At 62.3% G+C, this 13,825-nt stretch carries 8 protein-coding genes; 1 reads left to right on the top strand and 7 read right to left on the bottom strand.

Features of this window, described 5'->3' with window-relative positions; translation table 11 throughout:
• Position 1: 1 nt before the first annotated feature.
• The 5 genes from ACZ5DH_RS10010 to ACZ5DH_RS09990 form a co-directional block, all read right to left on the bottom strand.
• Complete coding sequence (locus tag ACZ5DH_RS10010) at positions 2 to 973, bottom strand: respiratory chain complex I subunit 1 family protein (RefSeq protein WP_464254153.1); 972 nt, start codon at positions 971 to 973, stop codon at positions 2 to 4.
• Complete coding sequence (locus tag ACZ5DH_RS10005; RefSeq protein WP_464254152.1) at positions 970 to 4,707, bottom strand: complex I subunit 5 family protein; 3,738 nt, start codon at positions 4,705 to 4,707, stop codon at positions 970 to 972. Before ACZ5DH_RS10005 ends, ACZ5DH_RS10010 begins: the two co-directional genes overlap by 4 nt.
• A 1,427-nt stretch (positions 4,708 to 6,134) precedes the next feature.
• Positions 6,135 to 7,133 carry an NAD(P)H-dependent glycerol-3-phosphate dehydrogenase gene (locus ACZ5DH_RS10000; protein WP_464254151.1) on the bottom strand — a complete coding sequence of 333 codons (999 nt, stop codon included), beginning with the start codon at positions 7,131 to 7,133 and terminating at the stop codon, positions 6,135 to 6,137.
• An 8-nt stretch (positions 7,134 to 7,141) separates the two neighbouring features.
• Positions 7,142 to 8,650 carry a M14 family metallopeptidase gene (locus tag ACZ5DH_RS09995; RefSeq protein WP_464254150.1) on the bottom strand — a complete coding sequence of 503 codons (1,509 nt, stop codon included), beginning with the start codon at positions 8,648 to 8,650 and terminating at the stop codon, positions 7,142 to 7,144.
• 152 nt (positions 8,651 to 8,802) lie between these two features.
• Positions 8,803 to 9,000, bottom strand: a complete 198-nt coding sequence (locus ACZ5DH_RS09990; protein ID WP_179979872.1) for a heavy-metal-associated domain-containing protein — start codon at positions 8,998 to 9,000, stop codon at positions 8,803 to 8,805.
• An 85-nt stretch (positions 9,001 to 9,085) separates the two neighbouring features.
• Between ACZ5DH_RS09990 and ACZ5DH_RS09985 the strand changes: the two genes are divergently transcribed.
• Entirely contained in the window at positions 9,086 to 11,437 is a 2,352-nt protein-coding gene (locus ACZ5DH_RS09985) for a heavy metal translocating P-type ATPase (protein ID WP_464254149.1), read from the top strand.
• Positions 11,438 to 11,717: 280 nt separating this feature from the next.
• Here the strand turns inward: ACZ5DH_RS09985 and ACZ5DH_RS09980 are convergent, their stop codons facing one another.
• Complete coding sequence (locus tag ACZ5DH_RS09980) at positions 11,718 to 12,056, bottom strand: Hpt domain-containing protein (RefSeq protein ID WP_464254148.1); 339 nt, start codon at positions 12,054 to 12,056, stop codon at positions 11,718 to 11,720.
• Between the two features lie 521 nt (positions 12,057 to 12,577).
• Positions 12,578 to 13,825, bottom strand: a complete 1,248-nt coding sequence (locus ACZ5DH_RS09975; RefSeq protein ID WP_464254147.1) for an amidohydrolase family protein — start codon at positions 13,823 to 13,825, stop codon at positions 12,578 to 12,580.

The raw sequence follows: 13,825 nt of genomic DNA, 5'->3' as shown, positions 1-13,825 counted from the left end.
CTTACATCACCCAGACCAGTATCAGACTGCACAGCGCGAGCACTGCGGGCACAGTCACATAAAAGCGAAACGCCTGGTCAATACGGAAACGCCCTGTGGCCGACTTGACCAGAGTGAGCGAAACCAGCATGAGCGCGAGGCACTTGCACAAGAACCACACAAGATTGACCGGCCACCATTCAGATATGGTGCCGGGGAAGAAAAGAGCAACCCCCAGCCCCAGAACCACGAAGGTCTTGAGGGCCGACGTGATCTGAAAAAGCGCCAGCAGCGGGCCGCCGTATTCAAGCAGCGGGCCTTCGACGATTTCGGTTTCCGCCTCGGGGATGTCAAAGGGCACGACGCCCATGGTGCCGGGCAGGAAGATGAGGTAGGCCAGAAAGGCCGGGATCATCGAGGGGTTGAACCCGAAGGAACCTGTCTGCTGTTGCAGGGCCACGATCTTGAAGAGCGAAAATTCCGCTCCCCAAGCGCCGCCAGCCAGGGTTTTGCCCGTAAGCATGGCCACGGCCAGCAGGATCATGAGCAGGGGCATTTCGTACGCGAACATGAGCACCATTTCGCGCGAAAAACCCACAGCGCCGTAAGGCGAACTGGAGGCCGATCCGCCCAGCATGATGGCCATGGCCGGGATGGGCAGAAGGTAAAAGATCACCAGCAGGTCGCCCATGTTGAACAGGCCGTTATATACCCCGGAGATGGGGATGAAGGCCGCGCATACGGCCATGCCCGTAAAGCCGAAGACCGGGGCCAGCAGAAACGCCGGGCGGCAGGCCGTCCTGGGGATCAGGGTTTCCTTGGTCAGGAGCTTGGCAATGTCCAGCCAGGGCTGCACCAGCGGCGGCCCCACGCGGCGTTGCAGGCGGGCTTCCACCCGTCGGTCCAGTCCTTTGAAGAACATGGCCACCATCAGGGCAAAGGCCCCGCCGGGGAAGACGCACATGTGCAGTATGGCAAGCAGGGTATCGCTCATGAGCGGTTCTCCTTGGGCGTGTTCCCACCGCCGAGGAGGCGCGTGAGACCGCCGTAAATGCTGGAAGGCGTCATGCGGCTGGTGGCCGTTTCAGGCGGCAGACCGCAGGTATGCACATCAATTTCACGCAGGCGGGTAAAGCGTTTCACAAACCAGTAGCCGCCGGCAAAGGCCAGGGCCATCATCACGAACATGCCCGTGGCGTTCCAGGCTCCAGTGCCCGAAAGCACGCCCGAAAGGCCCACATGCAGCGGCATGAAGCCGTATTCAAGCAGCACCGAATTGATGGGGCCGAGCGCAAGACCGGGAAAGATGCCCGTCAGCACGCAGCCCGCGGCCAGAATGCCCATGGGGACGCGCATGATGCGGGGCACTTCCTTGATGTCGTCAAGGTCCTGCGCGGGTTGGCCCAGAAAGGCCGCGTGCAGGAACTTGGCGATATAGGCCATGGTCAGCACGCTGCCGATGAGCGAGAGCAGAGCCAGGAAGGGCTGCCCGGCTTCCATGAGGGCGTGGTAGATGAGCCACTTGGACGAAAAGCCGCTGGTGGGCGGCACGCCTATGACCGAAAGCCCGGCAATGGCGAACATGGCCAGGGTGAAGGGCATCTTGCGCCCGATGCCGCCAAGGTCGTTCAGGCTTTCCCTGTGGCTGGCGAACATGATGGCGCCGCATACAAGGAAGAGCAGATCCTTGAAGAAGACGTGGTTGATGACGTGCAGCATGCCGCCCGCGTATCCGAGCGCGCCGCCCGCCGCCACGGCCAGCACCATGTAGCCGAGCTGGCTCACCGTCGAGTAGATGAAGATAAGCTTGAGGCCGTTGCTGCGCAGGGCCTGAATGGCGGCCATGATGATGGTGACGCCGCCGATCCACATGACCGTCACGTTGATGGAACTCTGTTCCAATCCGCCCAGTATGCCCGCGACGGCGAAGCCGCCGCCAAGCAGCATAAAGAGCTTGATAAGGCCGAGAATGGCGCTCTTCAGCAGCACGGAGGAGATGTAGCCGGAAACGGGCGTTGGGGCCAGCGCAGGGTGCATCTGCCAGTCAATGCGGAAGGGCAGCTGCGCGGCCTTCATCACAAAGCCCGCCGCCAGCAGGGCCATGCCAAACCAGGCGGCGCCGGGGGACAGGTTGGGCACCATGCCGGCCAGCAGCAGTGAGGTGAAGGGCGTGAAGGGCCCTATGACGCACAGGCCCACAAAGATGAAGCCCGCGCCAAAGACGTTGAAGATAAAGTACTTGAAGGCTTCATGCAGTGAGGCTTTGTCTCCTTCGTGCGCAATGGCCATATAGAGCGTCCACGAGCTCATGATTTCCCAGAACAGGAAGAAGCTCAGCAGGTACTGGCTGGAGGCCATGCCCACGAGACCGCCGCACATGGCGGTAAAGGCGCAGTAAAAACGCCACTGCCTGTGGCTGTGTTCCATATAGCCCAGGGCGTAGCTCATGTTCACCGCGCCCAGCAGGGGGACGATGAGGGCAAAGCAGAAAGAAAGCGTGTCGAGGCCGCGTCCGAACAGGACGACCAGCAGAGCCGTGGCGAGCAGCACGCCCACGCTGACCTTGCCCGCCATGATGCGGTTCTTGTAAAAGAGGGCGGGCAGCAGAGCGCCGAACACAGGCACGACCGCATAGACGGGCCAGTTGACGTGCATGGCCAAAAGCACGCCCGCGTCCTGCGGGTTGGGCACAAAGGCCAGCGAAGCCACAGGGGCCACTAGCTGCATGGCGAGCTGCGGCGCAAGGCCAAGCAGAACGCACAAGGCCGCCAGCACGCCCATGCCCACGCGCATGGTGACAGGAGCCTCAGTGACCGTGGGCAGATAGTCGGGGCGCTCCTCAAACACCAGGGTTTTGAGTATGCGGGTGTAGTAGACAAGACCCACTAGGGAGCCGCCGAGAATAAGCGCGGCCAGCCATATCTGCCCAGCTTCGGTGGCGGCCTGTATCATCAGGAACTTGCTGTAAAAAGCGCCAAAGGGCGGCAGGCCCATAATGCTCACGAGGCCCACGCCCATGCAGGCCACGGTAAAGGGCATCTGGCGGCCGAGGCCGCGCAGGTCGCCGAGCTTGCGGCTGCCGCTGCGCATGATGAGCGCGCCCGCGCCAAGGAAGAGCAGGTCCTTCATGATGGCGTGGTTGAACATGTGCCACAGCGCGCCCGTGGTGGAAAGCCACGTGCCGATGCCGAGCACGAGCGCTATTTCACCGAGCTGCCCCAAGGTGGAGTAGGCCAGCATGCGTTTGATGTCGTCCTGGCGCAGGGCCATGACTTCACCAAGAATCAGGGTGGCCGCGCCCGTGAAGACCAGCCCCGTGCCGAGCCACGAAAGGCCGAACAGGCCGGGCAGGGTGCTGACCATGGGCCGCATGAGCAGCACGGCCACAATGCCGAAGATGCCCATCTTGGTGATGATGCCCGAAAGGGGGGCCGACACGGAGGACGGCGCGGCGGGGTGGGCGTCAGGCAGCCAGGAGTGCAGGGGCACAAGACCGGCCTTGACGCCGAAACCCATCAGGCAAAGCACAAAGGCCGCCTGAACAACGGGGGTGGGCATAAAGCCCTCGCCCAGCATAAGCAGGCCGGGCAGCATGAAAAGCGCGCCGCCCGCGCACATGACGTAGTATTTCAGGCCAGCGTCAAAAGCGCTGCGCCGTCCTTCATGCACCACCAGAAAGTAGGAGGCGAAGGTCATGAGTTCCCAGTAGCCGTACAGGCCGGACGCGTCCGTGCTGGAAACTATACCCGCCAGGGAGCCGAAGGTGAGCAGCAGGAAGAACCAGTAGCGCCCCTGATGCCGCCCGTGGATGTAGCCCTGCGAGTAAACGCAGACCACAAGCGCCACAAGGCTGATCATGGTCAGGAACAGTCTGGCCGTGGCCGGAGCGTCCGCCACAAGCACGGTGACGAGCGCCAGCGCCGCAAACGCCGTTCCCACAAGGGGGGCGATGCGCATGCGGAGGAGAAAGGCGCCGCCCACGGCAAAAGCGCCAAGGTAGTAACACCAGTAGGACGGGTGCACAGGGGAGTGCGGCGCCACAAACCCGTACTGGCCGCCGATGAGACTGGTCAGCGGCCCGCGGAAGACGCCCATGATGCCCACAGCCACGGCCAGACCGATCATGAGTCCGGCTGTCCCACGCATGGGGCCGAGGGCAGTGGGGGAATCTTCCGGCGCGTCTTCCAGTACCACCTGGCGTACAGTGTTGACGTACAGCCAGATGAAGACCGTGGTGGCCAGAGCCATGACCAGCAGACCGGTGAGCCCGCCCGGTATGGCCTCAAGGACGGCGGCATTGATAAAGAGGCGGGCTTCGGGCAGCAGGAAGGGCGACCCGCCCACCGATGCCAGAAGGCCCAGGGCGAACAGGGCCGCCGTCCAGGGGTGCCGCTGGCCGGAACCGCTCAGGCGTGATGCCTGAAGGGGCCCCTGACTACACGCGGCTCCCGTGCGGCATGCCGAGGTAAGACGGACCAGAGCCGTCCACGCCAGGCCCCGCGCCGCGACCTGAAAAAGTATGAAGAGCCACAGGCCGGTGGCGCCGATGGCGGTAGCCGCGCCGAGCCCCATGCAGACAATGCCCGCGTCGTGCAGGGCGCCCCAGAGGATCAGGCGGCGAGGGTCCTTACGCTGACGCACGGCTTGAGCCGCTGCATACAGCATGAGGACCATACCCACCAGAAGCGGCACAAGCCGGCCGCCAGCCGAGAACAAGGATTCCGTCATAATTCGCCCCGTAGTTTGCGGGTCTTTCAGGCCAGCACCGTGCTTGGCCCCAGCTACGCCTCTTTTTGATGCGGTATCACAACCATACCAAATCGTGAAAAAAATAGTAAAAGGAGTGTTAACTGCCTTATCCCACTTCGCCACTCTGCGCAAGTGGCGATTATTTCACTAAAAGTTAGGAGGTTATGCCAGATTGTGCTGGTTTGGCGCAGGTTTTGCGCGTCTATTTACAGTATGTGTAATAATTCACAGCAGTTTGGCAGTAGTTTAAAGTGTCGCAATTTGTGTGTTGGGTGGTTGCTCAACCTAATATGCAATGCATTTAGCTGGTTAATCAAACAATTTCTGCTTGATGCACGTGTTGCAACAAAATCGGGACACGCAAAAAACTTTTTTCCGCTATCCCGCAATTTTTCGCGACCGAGAGAGTGCATGTCAGATAAAAAAATCGTGCCACGAAATTTTTTTTTGTAAATTGCACGTTTTTATACCGAAAGCCGCATGTGATTTATTTATTCACTGGAAAAACAGTGGACCATTTGTGCCCGGGGACGGAGTATTTTTACGCGTCGAATGCAGGGGGCAGAGGCGGAAAGGAGGCAGGACGGCGCTGATCGTGCGAACGGGGTGAAGGCGCAGTCACCCGTGCGCGGTGAAAAATATGGAGGCCCGGGCTGGAAGCCGGGGTTGGGAGCCGAGGGCAAATGTCCCCGCCCTGTACGTGGTGTTATCAATAACCTGAAACACAAAGCCGGGTGTATCCCGGTGTCGCGGCGACCCTGAAAAACAGGCCGTAAAGCCAGGTGTACGTGGCGCACTTCCCGGCGGTGACGGAAGAGCGTCATGCCTTGCTGTGTACCAGACGCCTGCTCCGGGCAATTTAAAAGTGCATTTGCTCCAACACTGGCCGTACAGACGGCATGTGCTGCGGTACAGTCTTTCAGTGCGGTGTCGCACCGGGCCGCAGTGGGCTTGGGGCGGCGAATGCCCCAACGTCACGGCTGCGGCAGAAGGCTTTGCCCGTATTCAAGTATTGCAGGCCGAAACCGGGCGGGCCGTCAATACTGGTTGCCGACATCCCGACAGCGGGGCTGGGGCAACCAGACAGCAGGACAACCAGTCTGCGGGAAGTCAGACTGCGAGACTGTCGGGCTTGGGACACGCCGACTGCCGGACCGGAGAATCGTAAGGTGGGGCAGTGCAGGTCCAGTGCAGACCGTCGCGCCGGTCTGGGTATGGAACGTTCCCCGTGCGGGTCAGGCGGGTACTGTCGCCAGACCGACCAGTCAGAGAAACATTGTGCGTCCCGCGCGCGGGTCAGGCAGGGGCGTGCGTCAGCAGGACAATGCGGATGGCGGCAGGCTGCGCCGCGCCTTGCGCCTGTTTTTCACGTGTGGCTGGCCCTGTTTTTCGCGCTGTTCCTGCGCCTATTCCTCGCGCAACGTTCTGCCCATAAGGTCGCGCAACGCGGCGTGCGGGCTTTGCCCTTCATACAGTATACTGTGTACCGCATTTGTCAGGGGCGCGTCCACGCCAAGTTTTAGCGCCATGTCATAAATGGCGGCCGTGGTTTTGACGCCTTCTGCCACCATGCCGAGGCTTTGCGTAATGTGGTCCAGTTTTTCTCCACGGCCAAGGCGCAGCCCCACCTGCCGGTTGCGGGAAAGATCGTCGGTGCAGGTAAGGGTGAGGTCGCCCAGGCCGGAGAGGCCCATAAAGGTATGGGCCTGCGCGCCACGGGCCACGCCAAGACGGCTCATTTCAGCCAGTCCCCGTGTGATGAGGGCCGCGCGGCTGTTGGCCCCCAGCCCCAGCCCGTCGCAGGTGCCTGCGGCGATGGCCATGACGTTTTTGAGCGCGCCGCCCATTTCCACGCCCGTGACGTCCGTGCTGGAGTAACAGCGAAAGGCGGGGCCGGAAAAAATGTCGCGCAGATAGCAGCCAAGGGCCTCATCGTAGGCGGCCATGACAACGGCCGTGGGCAGGTCGCGCAACACGTCCGCCGCGAAGGAGGGGCCAGACAGCACCGCATAGCGGGGGTTCAGGTGGCCGAGAGTCTGGGCGGTCATTTCCGCGCAGGTGGCCAGCGATCCGGTTTCAATGCCCTTGGCCGCGTTGACCAGTATGGCCCTGGGCTGAAAGTGGCGGGCATGTTCCGTGAGCCAGCCGCGCAACTGCTGGCAGGGCACGGCCAGCACGACCAGCGGGCGGTCTAGGGCCGACGGGTCTGTGGTGGCCGCGAGCCGCTCGTCAAGAGGCAGGCCCGGCAGGTAGCGGGGATTTTCGTGCCTTTCATTGACGGCCGTGGCCACGGATGCGTTCCGCATCCAGAGGCAGACATGGTGCCCGCCACGGGCCAGAAGATGCCCCAGGGCTGTGCCCCAGCTGCCGCCGCCCGCCACGCAGATGGAAATTTTTTCAGACATTCTTGTTCTCAGAAGCCCAGGGACGATTCCGGGCCGGGCCGGTCGGGCAGGGCGTCAGCGTTACGTGCCATACGTGGCCTGTTGGGACTGTTTTGCCTGCCATTATCAAAATAAACCAGAAACATGCCGCTGAAAAGTTGCTTTCGGTACACCTCGACCCGGAACAGCCTGCCCTGCTTGTCCACAGAAAAGCGCGGCATGAAGTCCTTGAGGCGCAGTTCCACGCCGGCCTCGTCGGGCTGGCCGTTGTCAAAGCCGATGGCGTTGACCCTGTAGCCGTCCAGAGGAAGAACCTGAAAGGATTCGGCAACATACAGTACCTGCCCGAAGGAAACCGTCTTGTCCTGGCCGTCCGCTTTTACGGGCACGGCGTCGAGGCTGCTGTCCACCTCACGCCATTCGGGCCGGATGAGCGTGAGCATGCGGTTGCCGTAATGCACGCAGAACTGTCCTTCGCCACCCTGGGCGCAGGGCAGCACCGCCATAATAGGCTTGGTGGGCACGGCCTGGGCCGGGCCACTTCTGGGCAGGGGCAGATAGTTGATGGCCGGGCGCGCGTCTTCAAGCGGAAGAAAGACGCGGTTATCGGCAAAGGAGACGGCAAGGTTGTCCTGAAGCGCCCCGCGCACCCCTTCGGGCGTGAGAGCAAAGGCACGGCTGAAGTCCACGCCCGCCTGCCGCAGAAAGGACTCGATCATCAATAGATGATAATAGGCGCGCAGCTCGACGGAAAATTCCTTGCTGGCCTCAAGGCCGAAGGCGGCTTTGCCCCGGCGCACGGCGTAATAGGAAAGACTCTTTTCCATCTCGCGGTCGCCCGCGGCGGTATTGGTATTATGGACGTGCAGGCGGTGCCCCGCCTGCATGAGCGCCTTGTTGGCCGCATCAGCGGCTTTGTCGGCCTCGGCTTCCAGCGCGCCCATGAAAACTCCCGGCAGTTCCGTCTGGTCAATGATGACCGACTGCCCCCAGCGGGCGGGATTGCGCAGTTTGTCCTCGTACTTGTGGCGATAGTAGCCGCTGCCGTCATGCAGGTTGAGCACAAGGCCCACCTGCGGGTGGTCTATGAGATCCTGAATGCGGCGCACTGTGGCAAATTCGGGGTCTGCTTCGTCCAGACGGGCGAACTTGCGGTTCATATCCCCGTGCAAACCGCGCGACCGTTTGATAATACTGGGAAAGTTAAGATTGGGCACCACCCACACGCTGCCGTTTTCCATGCGGTAATGGGTGGTCAGCAGCGTGGCGGCGGAAAAGCCCCCCGGCTCATCGCCCTGAATGCCCCCCACCACCAGCACGGTGCGTGGGCCTTCGCCCAGACGGATCACGGTGAAATCCAGGGGAAAGCCCTCCTGCGCCAGGGCCGCGCCCGCAAGACAGAAAAGGGCGCAACACAGGAGCAGGCCCATAAGGCCTTTGCCTGCCAGGAGTCTGCCCCTGCGCCGGAGGTGGTTCAGAAAAAGCGTTGTGTATGCCTGCATAGTGCTGTGGGGTTGTCTGCGGGACAGATGGAACATTGGCTTCTACCACTACGGCATTCGGGCGCAAACGGCAAGATACCGGGGCGTTGCGGGCGGGCTAAAGAAAGGGCCAGCGCCGTCGGCTCTCTCTGGAGCGCCAGGCGTTGGCCCTGATGGTCTGGGCCGGGATGATCCCGGAGCGGGCCTGCTTATTCGGGATCGAAGCCGATGTTGCTTATGGCCGTGCGCAGGGCATCCATGTCCACCGGGCCGTCTTCTTCGTAGCGCAGAACCTTTTCGTCCAGATCCACCAGCGGATTTTTCACACCGGGAATCTTGCCGGCGGCTTCTTCCACCGCGCTCTTGCAGTGGCCGCAACGCATGCCATTGACTTTCAGGCTTTTCATCGTATCCTCCTTGGGAATCCATTTTCAATTTCACCGTGCCGCGAGTTTACGCGCCACCCTGGTAAATGACAAGCCGGAGGAAAACATGAGCGAGGCCAATGCGCAAAACGACGCCGCCAACGAGGCATGCCCCCTGAAATTCGACATAGGGGGAATGCACTGCGCGGCCTGCTCGTCCCGCATCGAGCGTGTGGTCGGCCGTATGGAAGGTGTGGAAAAAATCAGCGTCAATCTTGCCACCGCCAAGGCGGAGGTCTGGGCCAGCCCCGGCCGGGAAGATGCGGTGCAGCATGAGGTCATGGACCGTGTGGCCACGCTGGGCTTCAGCGCCACCCCTGCCGCTGATGACGACGCGTCAGCCGAATTTGCCGAAAACAAGGCCAAAGCGCTCAAGGATTCACGCGACCGTCTGGGCCGCCTTGTGCCCATGGTCTGCTTTGCGGTGCCCCTGCTTGTGGTGTCTATGGGGCACATGATGGGGCTCAGCCTGCCGCACTGGATGGATCCGCATGTCGCGCCGCGCACCTTCATGCTCATACAGCTTTTTCTGAGCCTGCCCATTGTCTGGCTTGGGCGGCATTTTTATGTGGACGGCATCCGCGCGCTGCTGCGCAAGGCTCCGGCCATGGACAGCCTTGTGGCCGTGGGGACGGGCGCTGCCTTTATCTACAGTCTGGTCAATACCGTTCTTGGCCTCATGGGTGTTGACCCTGTGACGAGGGCCATGAACCTGTATTATGAATCGGCGGCAGTGCTGCTGACCATGATAGAGCTTGGCCAGTTTCTTGAAGCCACTGCCAAGCGCAAGGCAGGCGACGCCATGGGCGCGCTCATGAGCCTCACGCCGGAAACGGCCCTGCGGCTCGATCCGGCCAACGAGGCCCTGCCGCCCCAGGAGGTCGCGGTGTCGGCCCTGAAGGCTGGCGACCATCTGCTGCTCAGGCCCGGCGGGCGGGTGCCTGTGGACGGCGAAGTGCTCACGGGCAAAAGCGCCGTGGACCTTTCCCTGCTCACGGGTGAATCCATCCCTGTTACTGTCGGCCCCGGAGATAAGCTGGTGGCGGGCAGCGTCAACGGCGAAGGTTCGCTCACCCTGCGGGCTGACGCCGTGGGCCGCAACACGCGGCTTGCGCGCATCATCCGTCTGGTGGGCGAGGCGCAGGGCAGCAAGGCCCCCATCGCCCGGCTGGCGGACCGCGTGAGCTACTACTTCGTGCCCGCAGTCATGCTCTATGCCGTGCTGGCCGCCCTGGCCTGGCTGGTGTTCAGTTCCGAGCCCATAACCACGCCGCTCACCGTCTTTGTGGCTGTGCTGGTTATGGCCTGCCCCTGCGCCATGGGACTGGCGACGCCCATGTCCATCATGGTGGGCACCGGGCGCGGGGCGCAGCTTGGCGTGCTTATCAAGAACGGCGCGGCCCTTGAGCAGGCCGGACATATCAACGTTCTTGCCGTGGACAAAACCGGAACCCTCACCACGGGCAAGCCCGTGCTTACGGGCGTAACCCTGCTGGAAGGCGCGCAAGGGCTGGATGAAAACGGCCTGCTGTCCCTCGCGGCCGCTCTTGAGGCGCGTTCCGAGCATCCTTTGGCCCAGGCCCTGATCAAGGCCGGGCATGACCGCAATCTGCCCCCCTGCCGCGTTGAGGACGTGGTGGTCGCACCCGGCATGGGCATAGCGGGCGACGTATTTTGCTCTGATGAGCCCCGTCATGTGGCCGTGGGCAACCGCGCCTTCATGAAAGAATACGGTCTCGCGGTTTCCGATGACATTGCCGGCAAGCTGGCAGTGTTGGCCGAGGCTGGCCAGACGCCCCTGCTGCTGGCCCTTGGCCGTGGCGAGGAGGCCCGTCTGGCGGGTATTTTGGCCCTGGCGGACGCCATCCGCCCCGAATCACCCTCTGTGGTGGCTCGTCTGCGACAGATGGGCGTGCGCGTGGTCATGCTCACGGGCGACAACGAGCGCACCGCCAGAGCCGTCGCGGCCAAAGTCGGCGTGGACGAGGTGGCGGCGGGACTTCTGCCCGCGGAAAAGGCCGATTATGTGCGCCGCCTTCAGGCGCAGGGGCATGTGGTCGGCATGGTGGGAGACGGCATCAACGACGCGCCCGCCCTGGCCCTGGCCAATGTGGGTATGGCTGTGGGCACGGGAGTGGACGTCAGCGCCGAAGCCGGGGATATCGTGCTCATGCGCGGCGGTATGGAAGCCGTTTTGACGGCCCTGGCGCTTTCACGCGCCACCATGCGCAATATCCGGCAAAACCTGTTCTGGGCCTTTGGTTACAACGTCCTTGGGCTGCCTGTGGCGGCGGGCTTGCTGCACGTTTTCGGCGGGCCCATGCTTTCGCCAATGATAGCGGGTACGGCCATGGCCCTCTCTTCCGTGTCTGTGGTGACCAACGCCCTGCGGCTGCGCTTTTTCAGGATAGAAAGTTGAAGTCCTCGCTGTGAAGTCAGCACAAAGTTAGGTTGGAAGCGCTTTGTGGGGGAGGGACCCTTTTGTAAAAGGGTCTCCTCCCCCACACCCCCTCCCCCTAAAACTTTTATAGTATTAGTGCATCATAAGAGTTCGTTGGTATGAAGTGGGGAAGGAAGAGGCCGTCCCCACTTCATATTATGGTAGCGGCTGTCTGGCGAATGTGCTTGCACAGCAAAGCCCGCTCCTGCCGAAAACGGCGGGGCGGGCTTTGCTTCGTGTCAGACTCTCTATGCCGGGACTACTGGGTCATGAAGGCGTGCATGGTCACGAGGGTTTCCATAACTGTGGTGCTGAAATGGCTGAGGGCGCGGCTTGTATCCGCCCCGGCCTTGATGGCCATTTCCAGTTCCAGCGCTGCGGAGGCCAAGGCCTTGGCCCCAAGGTTGGCGGCGGCGCCCTTGGTGTTGTGCACCAGCTGCCGGGCCTCTTCCGCGTTGCCGTTTTTCAGGGCCACGCCCACCTTGTCAGGTGTGTCGCGTTCCGTCTCAATGAACTTGCCCAACAATTTGACATAGAGGTCGCGCTTGTCGAGCACACGGGTCATGGCTTCTTTCCAGTCCAGTAATTCCTCGCTCATGTTTTCCTTCTTGGCGCAGGTTGATGACAGGCGGCAGACGCCCCGGGGCCACCGCACAGCAATGGCCTCAGGCGTTGTAACCGTACAAATATGGGATGCGCGAATACTGCCAGCAAGATTTTATGATGACAATAACTTTATTGACCTGAGATGTGGGAATTCTCAAAACGGCACTTTCCTCACACCCTGAAATGGCGGCGAAAGCGCCTGTGGGCGGGCAAAAACGGGAATATTGAAAAGTTGTGGCAAAAAATACGCTGAAACCTGTTTGTTCCCACAGTCATTGGGTTTGGAGTCGGTTCAGCAAATATAGAGCAATTTCACTTTGAAATTGCTCTGGCGGATGCGGGAGCAGACGCCCGCCGCAGAGGCGTAAGCGCAATTTATTTGCGCTGTTACGCGCCGAAGCGGGCGTCTTGGAAGCATTAAGAATAGATAGTTTAAATAGCAAAATGCTCTAGAGAGGGTACATGGCAGGCAAGAAGAGGTGATGGTCGTAAGGCAATGTGTCCGGCGCGGACTCAGTAGGTGAGGGCTTCGGGCAGAACGCAGAAGTCCGCGGGACTTCCCGGCTCCAGGCGGCCCGCCCCGCTCTGGAGCATGTTGAGGGCCTCCGCCCCGTTAATGGTCAGGAGGCGCACCAGGGCCTCGGGGGGAACATCAAGCTGTTCACGCAGCCATACGGCCTCCTGCCGCACGTCAAGGTCGCGGTTGCTGGTCAGGCCGTCAGTGCCGAGGCAGAGCAGGCAGCCGCTTTCGAGCAGGTCGCGCACAGGGGGCACGCCAAGCCCGAGGTTGCGGTTGGAGCGCGGGCACAGACACAGGGCCGCGCCGCTGGCGGCCAGCACCTCCACTTCCTGCGCGTCCAGTTGCGTACCGTGTACGGCCAGAGTTCCCGCGTCCAGAAGCCCGAGTTTGAAGGCGTACGCCAGGGGGCGCAGGCCGGGGGCCTGCCAGTCCGCGGGCAGTACCACAGATTCGTAGCACTGGCGCAGGGGGCCGTCGCCTGTGGTGAGCAGCTGTGTTTCCTCTGGTGATTCGGCCAGGTGAAAACTGAAAATGCGGCCCATGCGGGCGCAGTCCTGTTTGGCGGCGCGCAGGATATCCGGCCCGGTGGAGTAGAGGGCGTGCCCGCCCGGGGCGCAGCGGGCGGCCAGAAAAGGGTCGTCTTCCAGCGCTTCGCGGCAGCGGGGCGGCCAGGGGCGCACACCGTCGGCAAAGGGCGCGCCAAAGCCGAACCATTCGCAAAAGTGGTTTACGGCAAGCCCGGCTTCTCGGCAGGCGGCGTCCGCCAGCAGCATGCCTCCGGGCAGGGAACCGGTGATGTTGCCCGCGTACAGGGTTCCTGTGCCCGCCATATGGGCGCAGGCATTTTCAGCCGCCTGCGGGTCCGGGGGATCACGCAGCAGGGGAATAAGGCTTTGCAGCCAGGGCGTGAACCCTTTGCTCCAGCGGGTGCGCCCCGCCAGGTGAGAAAGCTCCAGATGGGTGTGGGCGTTGACGCAGGCCGGGGCCAGACACACCGGGCCGAGGTCGCGCACCAGAGCGCCAGCGGGTGCTGCGCCTGCCGACCAGGGGCGTACCTCTTCCACCATGCCGTCACGCACGATGAGCACGGCATTGTCGATTTTTTTCAGGGGGGCGAACAGGCGCGCGCCTCTGGCCGGGTCTTCGCCCGCCAGGGTGACGATGCTTCTGGCCCTGATGGCCAGCGTCTGCGGTTCCCTGCCTTCAGGGACGGAACCGGGAGCGGATGCGGCGGGCGCCAT

Source organism: Desulfovibrio simplex, assembly GCF_055387835.1.
Note: the sequence above shows the minus strand (reverse complement) of the source record. Positions and strands in the feature narration are given on the sequence as shown.